Raw genomic sequence first — 18290 nt, 5'->3', positions numbered from 1 at the left:
TTTTTTAGTATTTGTTAGTTGTTAATGGGCATTGCCAACAACTTTTAGCTTGTCTCCTGTTGTTTTTACAATTGTCTTGTAAAATTCTTCGCTATATCCAGGTTGTTTAACTTTTGGATTTTGATTGCTGCCATCTTTTTCTTTAATGTTTCCATCCATAAATTTTGCAAAAAGGTAGCCATAAAAATCTTTCCATTCTGCCACAAGATTATTTCCTTGGTTACAAGAGAAATCTGTTAAGAATTCAATTGCTGTGGCTTTGTTTTTCTTAAACATTCCTTCAGCAGCCAGATCAATAATATTGGTGAAAGCAAGGTACTTAGTCTCTAAAGCCTTTTGTTTAGCTGCAATTTCGGGATGTATTTCATTATAACGGGTATAGGCAAAATTACTCACCTGATTGAATACCCAAAATGCAGATTTACTTGTGAAATCCATCATTTTTCCATTTCCAACGGCAAATGTTGCTGGAACTCTGGTAATTCCACAATATACAGGGAAATAAACTGATGAAGATGCATCATCAACACCAAACCAGTTAATACCACCAACGGCATCAGGCAACCAGTTTCTACTTTGAGCAACAAACGAGAAGCCTGTTTGTTGAGTAGCAGTAGCACGTTCATTACAATACGCAACACCATCTACCTTCCAGGTTAGAGGTCTCCATCGGTATGGATTTCCGTAAGGGCCCGCACCCATATCTTTTGACATATCTAAATCTGTACCTTCTAAATGATTTCTCATGAAATCCATTACTTCAAGGACATTGATTTTGTGGTCCGGTTTAATCCACAAAGGCATTCTGTTGGTAGCATAACCTTTATCGTCGTGTTCAATCTTTCCCTTGCAATAGTCAAAATATTGATCCATTCCTTCTTTTACATCATTAAAGAAAGACCATACTCTAATTTCACAAAATCTGGCACCGCCAAAATCAACTGGAGCATATGTGTCAGAAAAACTAAAATCTTTATTTTTTCCGTCCTTAGGATAGTATCCTTTTTCTTTTGCAAATGAGATAACATCTTTTGCGTAAATATTCTGAACTTCAGGATTAAATATTTTATCCATTTTATCTGAAGAGATTGAGGTTTTACCTTCTAATGGAAAAGTAGTGATTCGGGCTTGATTTGCGTGACCGCTAACATATCCGTCGGGAATCATACGAGCTACCCAAACTGCACCTTTTTCACCATTTCCTTTACCAATCATCTCTAAAATCCAAACTTCATTAGCATCAGAAATTGAGAATGACTCACCAGAACTGTAATAGCCATAGGTTTCAACAAGCTCAGTCATTACTTTAATCGCTTCACGTGCGTTTTTTGATCTCTGTAAAGATAGGTAGATAAGACTTCCGTAATCAATTATAGCTCCCTCTTGAGATCCTAATTCTGAGCGGCCTCCATAAGTAGTTTCTCCAATGGCTACCTGAAATTCATTCATGTTACCAACTACAGAATATGTGTGAGAAATTTGAGGGATTTCACCAAGTAATTTTCCGGTATCCCATTCGTAAACATTAATCATTGTTCCTTCTGCCCAATCTGCAGCAGGACGAAAATATAGTTCTCCGTATAATACATGCGAATCTGCTGCATATGTAATCATATTAGAACCATCGGTGGAAGCTCCACGGGTTATTAGGTAATTCGTGCATGCTCTGGCACTTGGAGTTGAAAAAGCAGACACCAACATTAGAAGAGCAGCAACTACAAAAATCTTTTTCATGTTTAACTATTTTAAATGTATTCAATACTGAATTAAACCGTTTTCGGTGGTACAAAAATAAAAAAAAATCAGTAGATAAAAATGATAAAAGTCTTGATTTATCAGACTATAGATAGTGTTTGAATGGATTTATGGAAATCTGAAGTTTTTAGTATAGACATATTGAATTACCAGATAAAATTAGTTGTGAATATTTCCTCGTTGTCAACTTGATCTGTCACCCTTACTTGCAACTGATGATTTTTATTCGGAGCTAATCTTTTGCTGTCAAAAACATAAAATAAAAGATCATTTTTAGCGTCATATTCAAATAGCACCCATTTACCATCAATTGATCCTTCGTATGATTTTATCCCTGACAGTTCATCTTTAATGGTGAATCTGATTGATTTCTGTCCGTTTAGGGATTTAAGGTTAAAATTGGTAATGGGTTGAATCATAGGAGGAATTGTATCCATGCTTACGGCAAATTTTCCAAAATACCTCGACTTTGTTTTTACTGAATCATCGAAATAAATTCCCCCTTCGTTTGTTGGTTCTCCTTTTTCATCTATTCGGACTATAAGGAGCTTATTGGATTTTCCCTTAGGTATAGATTTGGGCTTTATTGAGATTGTATAATAGTTGTGTACTGGAACTTTTTCACTGTTTATGGAGTGAATATCCGAAAGATAGTTTGAATCTTGTTCCGCGGAATAGGTAAACGGAATGTTTGTATAGAAACTATTCTTTGGAAATTTTAATTCTAGATTTTCTTTTTTGAAAATGTTCTCTTTTTTATAGTTCATTAATATTTCAAAATCACCTTCCGGAAAAATCTTTTCAATTTCGTTTCCTGCTGCGTAAATTCTAAGAGTGCTTTTATTCAGATTTGCATCAGAAACAAGAAAATCAATTTTGTAATCAGTGCTCTTTTTAAACTTAAAGATCCCATTGTCTTTCATCTTCGAATAAATACTAAGTTGATTATTTGGCTCTTTAAAAGTTTTATGAATACGTTTGTTCTGCGATACATTTAATTCGTAATCAAGGTGACTGTTGATGTAGGTCGATTCGTCAAAAGAAAACTCTTCAAAAGAATAACTTGAGATTAATGTGTCATTTATTTTCATTTTCATGTCAAAAATGCCGCACTTTCCCCATGTATTATCCATATAGTCATTTGTTTCAAGAGCAAATCCAATATTTCCCAGTAATTTCAGTTTAGGATCACCTTTTAAATGAAATGCATTGTTATAGAAAGTAACCGGAAAGTTTTGTCTGCTGTTAAAACCATTTACATTGCTTGCAGAATCGAGAGGGTAGGCATATAAATTGAATATTTTTGGTGGGGTAGTATCTTTTATTTTGAAACCAAAAAGTAATGGATTAAGAGGATGTTCCGATTTTGTATCTCTTATTTCGAAATGCAAATGCGGACCAGCAGATGAACCTGTATTTCCTGAAAATGCAATTACAGTGCCTTTTTTAATTAACATTTCATCCTTGTTTATATTTAAATCAAATTCGAAACTGTTGTTTTGATATTGATATGACTTGACAAATTCCTCAATATCCTTGTTGAAATGATCAAGATGAGCAAAAACAGAGGTGTAACCATTTGGATGATCGATATAAATTGCTTTTCCATAACCTCCTGAGGATATTTTAATTCTGCTTACGAAACCATCAGCAACCGCGTATACTTTTTTACCTGTTGTAAATGTTCTGATATCGATACCGGAATGAAAATGATTGTTACGGAGTTCTGCAAAGTTACCTGATAATGTTATGTCAAAATCAACGGGTGAGCGAAAATAATTTTGAGGGAATATTATACTCTGAGAGTATATTTGTTTAGAAAATGAAAATAGTAATAACAATAGTATGAGAATTGTGGATGTTCTGGTTATCTTCATATTATAAATACTGGTTTTGTGAAAGGATTATCAAAACTACAAAAAAACCTATTTTTTCTGAAATGATTTACAAAATACAAACTAATATATTTGATAATCTTCTCAGCAATGTTAATTTTGTAAAAGAAAAATTTTAATGATGGATCAAGAGCCAAACGAAGTACTGAATAGTTTGAAAGGACAAATTTCGGAACTGATTTTGTTGTACCGGAAATCTAAACAGGAGAAAGAATCTTTAATTCATGAGAAATTGGAGCTCATGGAAAAGCTTGAAATTCTGAAAAGGGAAAGGGAAGAACTCGACCATCAATACAATACATTAAAGTTAGCCAAAACATTTGCTGCGAATAGCGGCGATTCGCAGGAGGCTAAGGTTAAAATTAACCGAATTGTGCGGGAGATTGATAAATGTATTGCTCTTTTAAACAGGTAGAATTTGTTTATGGACGAAAAACTTTCAATAAGAGTTAATGTAGCGGATCGGTTTTATCCTTTGAAGATAGATCGTAACCAGGAAGAGGTTATCCGGAAAGCTGCAAAAATGATTAATGAAAAAGTATTGCAATACAAACAACGATATAAAGATAAAGATACTCAGGATTTTTTAGCAATGGCTTCGTTACAGTACGTAATTAAAGTTATTGAAGCTGAAAATAAAACTGATGTTTCCCCGGTTCTTGAAGAGGTCAAGGCAATGGAGCAGGAGTTAAGAGAATTTTTAGATAAAGAGTAGTTTACATTCTTAGTAGGAAAGTTGTAACCCGCATTATTTCTTAAGCTGATCGCAATTTTAATGTTTTGTAGTCATTTTTCTTGTATCTTTTGGTGCGATAAGAGTGGTCTATTGAACGTTATTTTTGTAAGCCTGAGTGATAGTACGGGTTGCATTTTATATATATAATAATACTGACTTAATATTCTATGATATGATTGAAATAATAATAGGGTCCATTGCGTTTGTTGGTGGTGGCATTGTTTCTTACTTTGTTTTGCAAAAGACTCTTAAAGCCAGAAGCAGCTCAATAATTAGGGATGCCCAATCGGAAGCGGAAGTGATCAAAAAAGATAAGATTCTTCAGGCAAAAGAGAAATTTTTCCAATTGAAAACAGAGCATGAGAAACAAATCAACTCAAGAAATAATAAATTACTTGCAGCTGAGACGAAATACAAACAAAGGGAAAATGCTTTAAATCAACGAATAGATGAATTTCAGCGCAAAAAGAAAGAGGTTGATATCGTTCGTGAGAATTTGACCGTTCAAATTGATTTGGTGGAAAGAAAATCTGATGAGTTGGAGAAGGCAAAAAAGCAGCAAATCGAGCAGTTGGAAAAGATTTCCGGTTTATCCGGAGAAGAGGCCAAAACTCAATTGATCGATTCTATGCGTGATGTAGCGAAAACCGAGGCCATGTCTTACGTGAATGAAATCATGGAAGAGGCCAAGATGACAGCTAATATGGAAGCTAAAAAAGTAGTTGTGAAAACGATCCAACGTGTAGCTACTGAAACAGCGATAGAAAATTCAGTTACGATTTTTCATATTGAATCGGATGAAATAAAAGGTAGAATTATTGGTCGTGAAGGTCGCAACATTCGTGCTTTGGAAGCTGCTACCGGTATTGAGATAATAGTAGATGACACTCCTGAAGCTATTGTTCTTTCTGGTTTTGATCCTGTTAGACGTGAGATTGCCAGATTGGCATTGCATCAATTGGTTACTGATGGGCGTATTCACCCGGCAAGAATTGAAGAAGTTGTTAATAAGGTTCGTAAGCAGATCGAAGAAGAAATTATTGAGACTGGAAAACGCACTGCAATTGACTTGGGTGTTCATGGATTGCATCCTGAATTGATTCGTTTGGTTGGTAAAATGAAGTATCGTTCATCTTACGGACAAAATTTATTGCAGCACTCGCGGGAAACAGCTAATCTTTGTGCTATCATGGCAACTGAGCTTGGATTGAATGCGAAAAGAGCGAAACGTGCTGGTCTGTTGCATGATATTGGAAAGGTGCCGGATGAAGAGCCGGAATTACCACATGCAATTTTGGGTATGAAATTGGCTGAAAAATACAAAGAGAAGCCGGATATCTGTAATGCTATTGGTGCTCACCATGACGAAATTGAAATGACATCGATGATTTCTCCAATTATTCAGGCTTGTGATGCTATTTCAGGTGCACGTCCTGGAGCAAGAAGAGAAATTGTAGAGTCATATATCAAGAGATTGAAGGATCTTGAGAATTTGGCATTATCGCATCCTGGTGTGCTTAAAACATATGCTATTCAGGCAGGTAGAGAATTGAGGGTAATTGTTGGAAGCGATAAAGTTTCTGATAAAGAAGCTGAAACATTGTCCTTAGATATTGCTCAAAAGATTCAGGACGAAATGACCTATCCTGGCCAGGTTAAGATTACTGTAATTAGAGAAACAAGAGCGATTAATTACGCGAAGTAATAAAATATATAAATTAGTAAAAAGCCCGTTTCTTAATGAAACGGGCTTTTTTTATATGGAGCGAAACAATTCTTTGAAATTGGGTATGAAGCTATTTAGGTTCAGTTTTTTGTACACATTAATTTCATGTTGAACCAATCTTTTTATCATACTTGTGTTGGATGCTAATTTATAGAACTGGGCTTTGTTTGCGATATTTTTAGCTTTGATGATTTGTTGTAAATCCTTTTGTCCGAATACTGTCCCTTTATCAATAGGATTGATGTAAAAAAGAATAGACTTGGTGTTTTCCATATTTGATTTGGCAGCTAATTCATCTTTATAACAAAGTATAACACTGTCAGGAAGATTTATACCGTATACGGGAATGTTTAGTTCTTGGGCGATACCTGCATAAATAATTGCAATTATTATATAATTGCCATGTTTTTGCGATAAAACAGTGCTGATGTCACCATCCCAATTTGTTGGTTGATTGGGCGAGAGAGCTTGATAGTTGTATATGTTGTAGAAAAAATGATTTAGAATCTTAATTTTTTCTAATGCGGTAAGATTATCGTTTAGTTCTAAACTTACATCATCTTTTATTTTCTGAATGCTTTTTCGGATAGGATCTATCAACAGATTTGGATTGTAACTTTTATTCACCAGAATCGCGCCATCTATTAGGTTCGGATTTTTAGCGGAACTCCACGCGACAAGCTCTTTCTTAACGGTCTTAAACTGAATTTTGTTGATTACCATTTCCAGTCTTTCCTGAAAGAGGGGACTCTTTGATTCCAGCCAGAAATCTTCCAGTTGTGGTATTGCACTAACCGCTAGCTCTATTAGTTCTTTTTCGACACTTCTATAAATTTCTTTATCAGGATCATCCAGTAAGGATAATAGAGCTTCTAACTTATTCTTATTCATGATAATAGCTTTAGTCCTCAATAAATATAGTAAAACCCGCAAGGAAAAGCAATCTTGCGGGTTAAATATTTGATAGTAAGGGCAAAAGCTATTTACTTAGTCGATCTAAAACGGTTTGAATTAGTTTTTTTATCGTTGGATGATAATCTTTGCTTGCATCTTTGGTAATTCTATTCGCAATTATTGCACAAACAGCAACCGACTCATGTCCTAACATTGCTGAAAGTCCAAATATTGCCGAACTTTCCATTTCGTAATTGGTGATTTTCTCTCCTTTGTATTCGAATTTTTCGATTTTATCATTCAAATCAGGATCCAAAGTCTGAAGGCGAAGAACTCTGCCCTGAGGTCCGTAAAATCCATTCGCCGAGATAGTAACACCTCTGGTCATGTCGCCGCCATCTAAAATGTCCAATAGGCTTTTTGATGCGGGAACAACATAGGGAGAAGCTAGTTTATGATCCCAATTCACATACTTCTTAAATGCATCTTCAAAATCCAATTCGGATACGGAATCTCTGTCGGCATAAAAATTTAGCATTCCGTCAAATCCTATCGATTTGTTGGATAGCAAAAAGGAATCAACAGGAATATTTCCCTGTAAAGCTCCGGAAGTTCCAATTCTAACCAAATTTAAAGTGGTGTGCTCTTTTTTAGGTGTTCGTGTTTCCAAATCGATATTCACCAAAGCATCTAGTTCGTTCACTACAATGTCTATATTGTCGGTGCCAATTCCTGTTGAAAGAACCGAAAATCGTTTTCCTTTATAGCTTCCGGTTTTTGTTACAAACTCGCGGTTTGATATCGTACATTCCACACTGTCAAAATAACTGGCAACTAACTCAACACGTCCGGGATCTCCAACGAGAATTACTGTGTCAGCAAGATGTTCCGGTTTAAGGTGTAAGTGAAAAACACTTCCGTCAGGATTTATTATTAATTCTGATGATTTTATTTTTTCCATGATTTTTAAAATTTACAAGAGTAAAGAGCCGAAAATATGTAAAAAAACTCAATCTTCAAACTAACCAAATAGTTTCTTTTGATAAGAGACGTGATTTTCAAATTTACCCATGCAAGATTCTTCAAAATCTGACATAATTGTACTATATTTAACAAGAATTAGAAATATAATTGAAATACAAAATCATGAAGAAGCAACCTTATTTTTTAATTGTTCTGGGAATTTTGGCCGTAATTTTGGTCTTATCAGGATCGAGTATGTTCGTTACTTTACAACCAGGTGAACGTGGAGTTATTTTCCGTAAATTTTCCGGAGGACTGGACAAAGAGCATGTTGCTCAACCAGGATTTCATATTATTGCTCCTTGGAATAAGATGAATGTTTATATAGTTCGTGAGCAGAAAAGTGAAGAAACCATGGATGTTTTGGATAAAAGTGGTTTATCACTAAATATTGATGTGTCTGTTCGATTCAATCCGGAGTACAATAAAATTGGATATTTGCACGAGATTTTTGGTAAAGATTATATTAATCAGTTAGTTATTCCTGAGGTTAGATCATCGGTGAGACAGGTAGCTGGTAGATATAATGCTGAAGAAATTTATTCTACAAAAAGAAAAGAAGTTGAAGATGCTATCATTCAAGAGACTTCTATTATTCTGAAAAAGAATAACATTCAAATGAAGGCCTTGTTAATTCGTTCGATTAATCTTCCTGCGAAAATTAAAACAGCTATTGAAAGTAAATTACAGCAGGAACAAGAAGCTCTTGCCTATCAGTTTAGATTGGATAAAGAAAAAAGTGAGGCAGAAAGAAAGAGAATTGCTGCCGACGGTGAAGCTGTTGCGAATAAAATTATTAATAGTAGTTTAACTGAGGCCCTTTTGAAAATGAGAGGAATTGAGGCTACCATTAAGCTTTCTGAATCTCCAAACTCTAAAGTTGTAGTTATTGGAAGTGGAAAAGATGGAATGCCATTGATTCTTGGAAACAACTAAAGTATTAAAATGAGATTTTCATAACCGCTTGAGCAATCAAGCGGTTTTTTTTATGTCCGTAGGCGAACAGCATTGTTCCGTAAACGTTCAGTTTATTTTGAACGAAAAATAAGTAAGTGTCTGTAAATTAAGTGTTGGTGTTGTGTTGGCATAAAATATGATAGTAGTGTGAGAGTTACCACATTAGTTATTGCTAAACCCCTAAAAGATTGTTGCCACCATGAAGAGAGTGCTGTTGCTGACTTGTCTGATTACAAGCTTATTTGTTTTGCCCGCATATAGTTTAACTCTCAAAAAAGAACTTACTGCTGTTCGGGTTATAAATAAACCCGAGATTGACGGACATCTTACTGATGATGTATGGAAAGGGGTTCCGATTGCCGGAGATTTTATTCAGTATGAGCCATCGAATGGCAAACCATCCAATTTTAAAACAGAAGCGAAATTTATTTATACGGATCATTCCATTATTGTTGGTGTGATGATGTATGATAACAATTCTGATGGAATTCTTAAGGAATTGAGTAAGCGTGATGAACTGAATAATACTGATTTCTTATCTCTGCTTATCGATCCGTTCAACAATGGTCTTGATGCTTTTGAGTTTATTGTTACTCCGGCAGGAGTGCAGTGGGACGCCAAAGTTGTAAAGGGCAATGAAGATTCAAGTTGGGATGCTGTTTGGAATAGTGCCGTCATGATTAATGAGAATGGCTGGAGTGCCGAAATAGAAATTCCTTATTCAGCATTGCGTTTTCCCGCCAAAGAAATTCAGGAATGGGGAATGAATATCGTTCGTAACATTCAGAGTGTGCGTGAAAAGGTTACATGGAATTTTATTGATAAGGAAGAATCTGGCTGGGTGAGTCAGAGTGGTGTGCTCAAAGGAATTGAGAATGTAAATCCTCCGGTTCGCCTGTCGTTTACGCCTTATTTCTCAACATATTTCGATAAATCTTCTGATGAATCGTCTGTTGATGTGAATTACAGGGGAGGAATGGATTTAAAATACGGAATCAACGAAAGTTATACTTTGGATATGATGCTGGTTCCTGATTTTGGACAGGTACAGTCTGATGATGAGATTCTTAATTTATCGCCCTTTGAGGTAAAATTCGATGAGAACAGACAGTTTTTTACCGAGGCCACAGAGTTATTCAATCGTGGAGAGATTTTCTATTCGCGAAGAATTGGGGGACGTCCTTTTCATATGGATGACTTAGAAGATCAGTTAAAAGAGAATGAGGACATCACAGAAAATCCGATAGAGACAAAAATTATCAATGCAACAAAAATATCAGGCCGGAATACCAAGGGTTTAGGAATTGGTGTTTTTAATGCGATGACTAAAAATACTTATGCCGAACTTACTGATACCCTTTCGGGAGAGAGCAGGAAGGTAAAGACTCAACCATTTTCGAATTACAATATGTTGGTGTTCGATCAGAGTTTAAAAAACGAGTCGTATGTCAGTTTGTTTAATACAAATGTGTACATGCCTGAGCTGGAATATGTTGCCAATGTTAGTGGAACAGAGTTTGAATTCAGGAACAAAGAACGATCGTATGGTTTAAAAGGAAAGGGTATTGTTTCTTCCCGATTCGGGAAAGGAGAATCCGATGAAATTGGTCATTATCATGAGCTGGAGTTTGGCAGAATTAAGGGGAAATTTAACTGGGATTTTTACCACAGAATGATTTCGGATAAATACAATCCTAACGATATGGGGTATTTGAATCGAAACAATGTGATTCTGAATAATCTGAACTTATACTATAACAATTCTGAGCCAAAAGGTTCTGTTTTGGTAAGAAACTGGAACATACAATTGAGTCACGAGGCAAGATATAAACCAAGAAGATTTTCCAGGTTTACGATATATTACAATGGGCAAATGAAATTTAAAAGTTATACCGATGTGGGTATTTATGGTAATTTCCGACCATTGCATCAGTACGATTGGGACGAGCCCAGAGTTGACGGATGGAAGCTAAGAAAAGGATCATCAGCATTTGCCGGAGCGTGGATTTCATCTGATTACAGGAAGGCATTGGCCATTGATGTTCGGGGTGAATATGGGAAAAGATTGGGGGGCGATAATTTGCAGGTGTTCGAGTTTGAGATCGAGCCCCGTTACCGTTTCAGCGATCGCTTTGTGATGAGTTATCAGCTGGAATGGGGAAGGAGTTTGAATGATTTGGGATATGTTGATGATGAGGAAATTGATGGCAGAACGAAAGTTTATATCGGAGACAGAAACAATTCTTATTTGGAAAATAAGCTGACAGGAAGTTTGATTTTCAACAATAAAAGCTCATTAACAATGAAGCTTAGGCATTACTGGGCAAAAGCTGAATACAACAGCTTTTATGCTTTGCAATCGGATGGCCGGTTAAATGCCACTGATTACAACGAGAACAACGACATCAATTTTAACAGCTTTACCATTGACATGGTTTACTCGTGGAGATTCGCTCCGGGAAGTGAATTAGCAATAGTCTGGAAGAATTCGATATTTAATGAGGACGATAAAGTTGCCCATCGTTTTGTGAATAATTTAAAAAATACATTCGACGCAACGCAGTTTAACAGCTTGTCTGTTAAAATGATCTATTACATCGACTACATGTCGTTAAAACGAAAAGGTTAGTAGCCTGCTTAAATTTTGCAGATGTAACTTGCTGCAAAAGCTGATGGAAAATTTGCTTTGTGATTAGGGGTAATTCTGCAAGGCATGTATATTTTTTACTAGTGTGATTAGTTAGTATTAAGTAATGATGGTAAAAAGCAGCAGACTTTCGTTTGCTGCTTTTGTATTTAAGTTTAAATTTGTACAAAAAAAATAGAAATACGATGATACAAAGAATTCAGTCTTTATACCTGTTAGGGAGTTTTGTTTTAATTGCAGTCATGTTCTTTTTTCCTTTGGCGGAATTGGTTGATGCATCAGGTGCAGTATATCAATTTTTATACCGGGGAATTCCTGCGTTGCAGGAAGGGGAGCCTGCCGTTTTTAATGCCATGCCGGTTGCCATTTTATTAAGCATTATTGCCTTAATTAGTTTTGTTACTATTTTCTTATTCAAGAAAAGAATGCTTCAGATTCGTTTAACTGTGTTTAATATGATTTGCATGATTGGTGCAATGGGACTAATCTATTACAGTATAAGCAGTCAGGCAAAAGAACTAAATGCCATTACAAGTTATAGTCTTATTAATGCATTCCCATTGATTGCATTGGTGCTAAGTTATTTGGCAATACGCGAAATTGGTAAAGATGAAGCGTTAATCCGCTCTATGGATCGGATACGGTAAGCGCCCCAAGAATAAACAAACAAAACCGGCTTTTGAGCCGGTTTTTTGTTAGTTATTAGTTGAGAGTTATAAATTATGAGTTAAAAGTTATGAGTGTGAGGTAATAATCTCCTTCGACCTTTGGACTATTCCAGACTTTTCAAGACCTTTCGACTTTTTGACCTTCGACTTTTAGACCCTTCAAGACCTTTCCTGACCTTTCGATTTTTGACCTTTGTCTTCAAGCCAGACGGGCTGTTCTTTTATCATTACCATAAAAGAACCAAAAGGGCTAGGCTGCAGTTCTTCGTTACCTGGACATGCTACATTTGTTGGTACAATGGTTACGCCCGAAATTCTTATATTTAAATTATGGCGAAACATTATGAAACAGAATTTAAGTTGATGATTGTGAATCTACTTAAATCGGGACAAAGCGCGAAGCAAGTGTCTGAAGATTACGGATTAAACGACAGCATGATTCGAAGATGGCGAAGAGAAACATTAAGCAATAAAGAATCTTTCACAGGAAAAGGTAATATTTCTTTAAGTCCGGAACAGCAAGAGATATCCCAGTTAAGAGCAGAATTAAAAGAAACTAGATTAGAACGTGATATATTAAAAAAGGCGGTCAGCATCTTCTCCAAGAGCGACAATTGATCTATAATTTTATGGATAAGCATAAAAAGATATATCCTGTTGGGAAGATGTGTAAGCATTTAAAAGTAAGCCGGAATTCATATTACCACTGGAAGTCAATTAAACTTACCAAAAAGAAGTACTCAAGAAAAGCGATTCTGGTAAATGAGATTAAAAAGATATTTAAAGACAGTAGACAAACCTATGGAAGTCCGCGTATTCAGGTTGAATTGGAGAAGATTGGATATAAAATATCTAGAACTTATGTTGGTAAACTAATGAAGGCAGAAAACATTCGGTTCAAGCCTAAAAAGCGATTTATTAATACAACTTACTCTAAGCATGGTTATAAGATTGAAAAAAACACTCTTGACCGGCAATTTAAAGTTGAACAGCTAGGTAAAGTATGGGTATCTGACATTACTTATATTAGAGTTAATGACAAGTGGATTTACCTCACAACGATGATTGATTTGGCGGATAGACAAGTTGTTGGTTGGTCGTTAAGTAAAGATATGACCTATGAAAACACGGTTCTTAAGGCATGGAATATTGCACGTAAGCGAAGACAAATAATAGATGGATTTATTCTTCATTCGGATAGGGGCGTTCAATATGCCTGCAATAAAATAAGGGATATTTTTATGGATAATGATAAGATAAACAGAAGCATGAGCAGAAAGGGAAACTGTTGGGATAATGCCGTAGCTGAAAGCTTTTTTAAAACGATCAAGTCGGAAATGATATACCGAAACAAGTTTAAATCATTTACTCATGCATATAACCATGTATACGATTACATCGAAAATTGGTACAATGTTAAAAGAATACACTCTAGTTTGGGATATAAAACACCTTTAGAAAAAGAAATTGAATTAAGAGCTTATTATAAATTAGCGGCCTAATCTTTTTGTACCATATTTTGTTGCAATTCCAACCCATTACGGTTCAAAGTCTAAACAGAATAATATTCTTTCGTACCTCGCTCATGGAATTCTGTTTTTAACGACTTTTTCACCTATGGGGCCCACCGTCGAACTGAATGCCAATTGGTGCGCTGATTGATGAATTTCTACCAGTCATACTTTTCGACCTTCGACTTTTAGACCCTTCAAGACCTTTCCAGACCCTTTCCAGACCCTTTCAAGACTTTTCCTAACCTTTCGTCTTTTTAATTTTTTCCTTGGTTTTCTTTTTCATTACCGAGTAGCCAAAACGACCGATTAGCTCTCCCAATTCGAAGTAGTGGCCGTGCGAGTAAACCAAAGGACCCGATTGGGCCAATGAGAATTCCCCTTTTTCGTTGATGTATCGCTCGTCGGCCTGAACGTTTACCACTTCGGCCATAAACATATCGTGCGAACCCAATTCCACTATTTTAGTCACCTTGCACTCTATGCTCAGTGGCGATTCCTCGATAATGGGAGCAGCTATTTCTTTCGATTTTCCGGGAGTAAGTTTCATTTCCTTGAATTTGTCGAAATTCTTACCTGATTTCACGCCGCACCAATCGGTGGCATAGGCCAAATCTTTCGTGGTAAGGTTAATTACAAACTCGCCGCTTTCTTTAATGATGTTGTAAGAATGACGGTTCTTGCGAACAGATATGTAGCACATGGCCGGATCGGAGCAAATGGTTCCTGTCCAGGCAATGGTGATGATGTTATAATTTTCGGGTGTGCTGCCGCAGCTTACCATTACGGCAGGCAGGGGATAAACCATGGTTCCGGGTTTCCAGTGTTGTTTTGTCATACTTGTAGCGTTTTAGTGTCGCTAAAATACAAATAACTGTTTCTTTACCGATAAGATGCACACAATTAATCCAAACAAATTCAAATTTCCTTACATTTGTTGCTCACAAACACAGGCAGGCCACACGTTGCTTTGCTAAAACAACATAAGCATGAATAAGGATATTGAAAATATACAGTTAGACGCCATAAAGCTCGAAAGTGAAGGGGACTTTCGTTCTGCTTTGGAAAAATACAAGGAGCTTGCTTTGGCTGAGCCGCAAAATATCGAGGCACTTTTTAAGCTGGCAGAAATGCACCACCAGTTGGGTGAATTGCCAAAAGCGCTGAGTGCCTACATCCGCGTAGCCGATCTGCAGTCAGATCATAAAAAAGCAAATGTAAAAATCGAGATGATTAAATCGATCATGGATTTTTTCAATCCCGATTTGTACAATCCTTAAACAGACAAGGATCTACGGAGTTTACAAAAGCCTAACAATTTGGATTGTTAGGCTTTTGTTGTATTAAAACTATTGTTCAAAAGATGCTCTATCTTCATTAACTAGAAGACTACTTAGCATTAGTGAAAGTTTGTTTGATAATTCATCGGCGTCTTGATAAATAATAATGTTTTGAGATTTTATATCGAAGGGCATATTGTTGATGTCTCTAGTAATTAATAATGTTGGTTTTCCAATCGCTTGGGCAATTCCTAGTTCATAAAAAACATTTGGGTTACGACCATCTATATTTGCAATAATAATTCGTGATTCCATTATTTTATTAAGAATGTAAGTGAAAATATCTCCGGTTATAAATTCTTCATCACCTTTAAAACATTTAAATCCCATTCGATGGCATATTGCTTCAACATCATAAAAAGTTTCTCTTTCACTGTCAATAAAAGGTGTCAAATAGAAAACTTGATCTTTTTTCACTTCAATTTTTTCTGAATTGATTCCAAAGTTGTTGAAGAATGAACTATTGAATGCTCTTTTTTTATCAAAAAATGTATCGTTAATGATTGGTTTATAGGATAAAAGTAGATGGTTAACTTCTTTCCATCTATCAGAATCTTGCATCATTTTTTGATTAATGTCTATTAACTTTTTTTCAAAGAATGTTCGCATATACGAAAGTTCTGCTTTTGTCTGTTTTAATTCATTGTGTTTTTCTTTTTTGCGTTGTATGTAAAACAGAATAAGTATTAGTGTCGAAGACATTGTTGTTATAATTAACAACCCAATGTATATAAATTCATTTGTCATTATAATGTATTTAAATAGATGATGCCAGTTAGTGAAATTCCTGATATAATATAGTTTAAGATCCCTAAAGCTCCACAGGAAACTAAATTATTGTTAATCAATTTTTCTACGGAATGTCTCCAGATAATAACAGTGAATAGAGCAAGGAGAATTTCAAATAAAAGTAATATAACTCCAAGTGGGACGTTCCCGGAGCTTTTGGTTAGAAATGTAATAGTTAAGGTTACGGATATGAATAATAAATCAATTGGTATCTCTAAGAAGGCTTGTCCATATGTGATGTCATGAATGTCTTTTCCAGTAAACATTTTCATTCCAATTGTAATAGAGAAAATTATTATTGGGATAAAAATTATGAAGTAGTTAGATGTTAATTCTTCCATAATAGGGTAAGGTTTTGTAAAATTTCATCTAAAATACATACAGTTAATAAATATTCAAAATATTGTTAAGTATTTTATTTTATTGCTGCCATTAGGCTTTCGCCCTTGGTTTTATAATGCTATCTAATACCCATTCAATACCCCCACCAAACACTCACGAGCACCATCTTCACTCAGTAAAAGCCCTGTCTGTAACATTGTCGTGGTATGGTTAACGTACTAAAAGCCCGGTTCGTACTGTTTTGGTGGGCATCTTAACCTGCTGTTTGCCCTGCCGGCAATTTTTTGGGTGGTGCCCGCACAAGTGTGAGCCTGCTTCGCACTGTTGGCATTGAGGCTGGCAGTGGTGCAGGAGCACTTCGTAAAAGTGCGGGGGAGGTTTGCAGGTTTGCCGGGGGGCAAAGCAAACTTGGCAGGTAGGCTGGCAATGCCGTGAGATGCAATTTCTCCATTGGAATTGCAACAAAATATGGTACAAAAAGATTAGGCCGCTAATTTATAATAAGCTCTTAATTCAATTTCTTTTTCTAAAGGTGTTTTATATCCCAAACTAGAGTGTATTCTTTTAACATTGTACCAATTTTCGATGTAATCGTATACATGGTTATATGCATGAGTAAATGATTTAAACTTGTTTCGGTATATCATTTCCGACTTGATCGTTTTAAAAAAGCTTTCAGCTACGGCATTATCCCAACAGTTTCCCTTTCTGCTCATGCTTCTGTTTATCTTATCATTATCCATAAAAATATCCCTTATTTTATTGCAGGCATATTGAACGCCCCTATCCGAATGAAGAATAAATCCATCTATTATTTGTCTTCGCTTACGTGCAATATTCCATGCCTTAAGAACCGTGTTTTCATAGGTCATATCTTTACTTAACGACCAACCAACAACTTGTCTATCCGCCAAATCAATCATCGTTGTGAGGTAAATCCACTTGTCATTAACTCTAATATAAGTAATGTCAGATACCCATACTTTACCTAGCTGTTCAACTTTAAATTGCCGGTCAAGAGTGTTTTTTTCAATCTTATAACCATGCTTAGAGTAAGTTGTATTAATAAATCGCTTTTTAGGCTTGAACCGAATGTTTTCTGCCTTCATTAGTTTACCAACATAAGTTCTAGATATTTTATATCCAATCTTCTCCAATTCAACCTGAATACGCGGACTTCCATAGGTTTGTCTACTGTCTTTAAATATCTTTTTAATCTCATTTACCAGAATCGCTTTTCTTGAGTACTTCTTTTTGGTAAGTTTAATTGACTTCCAGTGGTAATATGAATTCCGGCTTACTTTTAAATGCTTACACATCTTCCCAACAGGATATATCTTTTTATGCTTATCCATAAAATTATAGATCAATTGTCGCTCTTGGAGAAGATGCTGACCGCCTTTTTTAATATATCACGTTCTAATCTAGTTTCTTTTAATTCTGCTCTTAACTGGGATATCTCTTGCTGTTCCGGACTTAAAGAAATATTACCTTTTCCTGTGAAAGATTCTTTATTGCTTAATGTTTCTCTTCGCCATCTTCGAATCATGCTGTCGTTTAATCCGTAATCTTCAGACACTTGCTTCGCGCTTTGTCCCGATTTAAGTAGATTCACAATCATCAACTTAAATTCTGTTTCATAATGTTTCGCCATAATTTAAATATAAGAATTTCGGGCGTAACCATTGTACCAACAAATGTAGCATGTCCACATTTTATTGAGGGCCTGTACCAATGCAGGGCAGCAAACCAAAGGTGCGGGAAGGGCTTCAGGCTATGCAGGGCTGTTTCATTTTTAGCTTGTTTGGATATCTGCAAAGGAAAACGGCTGATTTCGTTGTTTAGTTTGAATGTAAATAAGAATATTCGAAGTGGTGTGTGCTTATGTTTTACTGATGTTTCGCTGATTTTACTTTTGGCAGACAGGAGTATTGGCTTGCGTATTTTTAGGAGTAGAACAATATAATTTTAATTATTGCTTTTTTGTTAATCAGTAAAATGATAACT

Annotated in this window: 16 protein-coding genes; 8 read left to right on the top strand and 8 right to left on the bottom strand. The window is 35.6% G+C overall.

What is annotated here, in order from left to right; translation table 11 throughout:
* Positions 1-21: 21 nt before the first annotated feature.
* Together ACKU4N_RS13235 and ACKU4N_RS13230 are read right to left on the bottom strand one after the other, a co-directional pair.
* The gene (locus ACKU4N_RS13235; RefSeq protein ID WP_321316950.1) at positions 22-1734 is read right to left on the bottom strand and encodes a dipeptidase; all 1713 of its coding nucleotides are present in this window, start codon (positions 1732-1734) and stop codon (positions 22-24) included.
* Between the two features lie 167 nt (positions 1735-1901).
* The gene (locus tag ACKU4N_RS13230; RefSeq protein ID WP_321316948.1) at positions 1902-3632 is read right to left on the bottom strand and encodes a M23 family metallopeptidase; all 1731 of its coding nucleotides are present in this window, start codon (positions 3630-3632) and stop codon (positions 1902-1904) included.
* A gap of 136 nt (positions 3633-3768) precedes the next feature.
* Between ACKU4N_RS13230 and ACKU4N_RS13225 the strand changes: the two genes are divergently transcribed.
* The 3 genes from ACKU4N_RS13225 (at position 3769) to rny (ending at position 6091) form a co-directional block, all read left to right on the top strand.
* Complete coding sequence (locus tag ACKU4N_RS13225) at positions 3769-4065, top strand: coiled-coil domain-containing protein (protein WP_321316947.1); 297 nt, start codon at positions 3769-3771, stop codon at positions 4063-4065.
* A 9-nt stretch (positions 4066-4074) separates the two neighbouring features.
* Positions 4075-4365 carry a cell division protein ZapA gene (locus ACKU4N_RS13220; protein WP_101308013.1) on the top strand — a complete coding sequence of 97 codons (291 nt, stop codon included), beginning with the start codon at positions 4075-4077 and terminating at the stop codon, positions 4363-4365.
* Positions 4366-4558: 193 nt separating this feature from the next.
* Complete coding sequence (gene rny / locus ACKU4N_RS13215; protein WP_101308012.1) at positions 4559-6091, top strand: ribonuclease Y; 1533 nt, start codon at positions 4559-4561, stop codon at positions 6089-6091.
* Between the two features lie 51 nt (positions 6092-6142).
* Here the strand turns inward: rny and ACKU4N_RS13210 are convergent, their stop codons facing one another.
* Both ACKU4N_RS13210 and ACKU4N_RS13205 read right to left on the bottom strand, forming a co-directional pair.
* Complete coding sequence (locus ACKU4N_RS13210; RefSeq protein WP_321316944.1) at positions 6143-7003, bottom strand: transglutaminase family protein; 861 nt, start codon at positions 7001-7003, stop codon at positions 6143-6145.
* Positions 7004-7091: 88 nt separating this feature from the next.
* Complete coding sequence (locus ACKU4N_RS13205) at positions 7092-7967, bottom strand: nucleoside phosphorylase (protein WP_321316942.1); 876 nt, start codon at positions 7965-7967, stop codon at positions 7092-7094.
* 185 nt (positions 7968-8152) lie between these two features.
* On the opposite strand from ACKU4N_RS13205, the gene ACKU4N_RS13200 reads away from it, so the two are divergent.
* The 4 genes from ACKU4N_RS13200 (at position 8153) to ACKU4N_RS13185 (ending at position 13803) form a co-directional block, all read left to right on the top strand.
* On the top strand, positions 8153-8965 hold the full coding sequence (locus tag ACKU4N_RS13200; RefSeq protein ID WP_321316941.1) for a prohibitin family protein: 813 nt from the start codon (positions 8153-8155) through the stop codon (positions 8963-8965).
* Between the two features lie 220 nt (positions 8966-9185).
* A complete protein-coding gene (locus ACKU4N_RS13195) occupies positions 9186-11615 on the top strand; it encodes a DUF5916 domain-containing protein (RefSeq protein WP_321316939.1) in 2430 nt (809 codons plus the stop codon).
* Between the two features lie 203 nt (positions 11616-11818).
* Entirely contained in the window at positions 11819-12280 is a 462-nt protein-coding gene (locus ACKU4N_RS13190) for a DUF4293 domain-containing protein (protein ID WP_321316937.1), read from the top strand.
* Positions 12281-12631: 351 nt separating this feature from the next.
* Positions 12632-13803, top strand: a protein-coding gene (locus tag ACKU4N_RS13185; RefSeq protein WP_321316928.1) for an IS3 family transposase whose coding sequence is annotated in 2 segments (ribosomal slippage) — positions 12632-12878 and positions 12878-13803 — 1173 coding nt in all. Because the reading frame shifts where the segments join, the coding sequence is not laid out codon by codon here.
* A 250-nt stretch (positions 13804-14053) separates the two neighbouring features.
* On the opposite strand, the gene ACKU4N_RS13180 is transcribed toward ACKU4N_RS13185, so the two are convergent.
* Positions 14054-14650 (bottom strand): flavin reductase family protein, encoded by a 597-nt coding sequence (locus tag ACKU4N_RS13180; protein WP_321316935.1) that lies wholly within the window; start codon positions 14648-14650, stop codon positions 14054-14056.
* A gap of 151 nt (positions 14651-14801) precedes the next feature.
* On the opposite strand from ACKU4N_RS13180, the gene ACKU4N_RS13175 reads away from it, so the two are divergent.
* Complete coding sequence (locus ACKU4N_RS13175) at positions 14802-15092, top strand: tetratricopeptide repeat protein (protein WP_321316933.1); 291 nt, start codon at positions 14802-14804, stop codon at positions 15090-15092.
* 69 nt (positions 15093-15161) lie between these two features.
* Here the strand turns inward: ACKU4N_RS13175 and ACKU4N_RS13170 are convergent, their stop codons facing one another.
* From ACKU4N_RS13170 to ACKU4N_RS13160, 3 genes are all read right to left on the bottom strand, one after another.
* Entirely contained in the window at positions 15162-15899 is a 738-nt protein-coding gene (locus ACKU4N_RS13170) for a hypothetical protein (protein WP_321316932.1), read from the bottom strand.
* The gene (locus tag ACKU4N_RS13165; RefSeq protein ID WP_321316930.1) at positions 15899-16282 is read right to left on the bottom strand and encodes a hypothetical protein; all 384 of its coding nucleotides are present in this window, start codon (positions 16280-16282) and stop codon (positions 15899-15901) included. Before ACKU4N_RS13165 ends, ACKU4N_RS13170 begins: the two co-directional genes overlap by 1 nt.
* A gap of 483 nt (positions 16283-16765) precedes the next feature.
* A protein-coding gene (locus tag ACKU4N_RS13160) for an IS3 family transposase (RefSeq protein WP_321316928.1) occupies positions 16766-17937 on the bottom strand; the annotation gives its coding sequence in 2 pieces (ribosomal slippage) (positions 16766-17691 and positions 17691-17937; 1173 coding nt in all).
* Positions 17938-18290: the final 353 nt, after the last annotated feature.

The organism is Labilibaculum sp. (assembly GCF_963664555.1).
Lineage (GTDB): Bacteria > Bacteroidota > Bacteroidia > Bacteroidales > Marinifilaceae > Labilibaculum.
Note: the sequence above shows the minus strand (reverse complement) of the source record. Positions and strands in the feature narration are given on the sequence as shown.

Coding starts and splice junctions, on each gene's coding strand:
- ACKU4N_RS13190 (WP_321316937.1), top strand. CDS start 11,819: ATGATACAAAGAATTCAGTCTTTATACCTGTTAGGGAGTTTTGTTTTA.
- ACKU4N_RS13170 (WP_321316932.1), bottom strand. CDS start 15,899: ATGACAAATGAATTTATATACATTGGGTTGTTAATTATAACAACAATG.
- ACKU4N_RS13230 (WP_321316948.1), bottom strand. CDS start 3,632: ATGAAGATAACCAGAACATCCACAATTCTCATACTATTGTTATTACTA.
- ACKU4N_RS13200 (WP_321316941.1), top strand. CDS start 8,153: ATGAAGAAGCAACCTTATTTTTTAATTGTTCTGGGAATTTTGGCCGTA.
- ACKU4N_RS13180 (WP_321316935.1), bottom strand. CDS start 14,650: ATGACAAAACAACACTGGAAACCCGGAACCATGGTTTATCCCCTGCCT.
- rny (WP_101308012.1), top strand. CDS start 4,559: ATGATTGAAATAATAATAGGGTCCATTGCGTTTGTTGGTGGTGGCATT.
- ACKU4N_RS13205 (WP_321316942.1), bottom strand. CDS start 7,967: ATGGAAAAAATAAAATCATCAGAATTAATAATAAATCCTGACGGAAGT.
- ACKU4N_RS13175 (WP_321316933.1), top strand. CDS start 14,802: ATGAATAAGGATATTGAAAATATACAGTTAGACGCCATAAAGCTCGAA.
- ACKU4N_RS13225 (WP_321316947.1), top strand. CDS start 3,769: ATGATGGATCAAGAGCCAAACGAAGTACTGAATAGTTTGAAAGGACAA.
- ACKU4N_RS13235 (WP_321316950.1), bottom strand. CDS start 1,734: ATGAAAAAGATTTTTGTAGTTGCTGCTCTTCTAATGTTGGTGTCTGCT.
- ACKU4N_RS13195 (WP_321316939.1), top strand. CDS start 9,186: ATGAAGAGAGTGCTGTTGCTGACTTGTCTGATTACAAGCTTATTTGTT.
- ACKU4N_RS13210 (WP_321316944.1), bottom strand. CDS start 7,003: ATGAATAAGAATAAGTTAGAAGCTCTATTATCCTTACTGGATGATCCT.
- ACKU4N_RS13220 (WP_101308013.1), top strand. CDS start 4,075: ATGGACGAAAAACTTTCAATAAGAGTTAATGTAGCGGATCGGTTTTAT.
- ACKU4N_RS13165 (WP_321316930.1), bottom strand. CDS start 16,282: ATGGAAGAATTAACATCTAACTACTTCATAATTTTTATCCCAATAATA.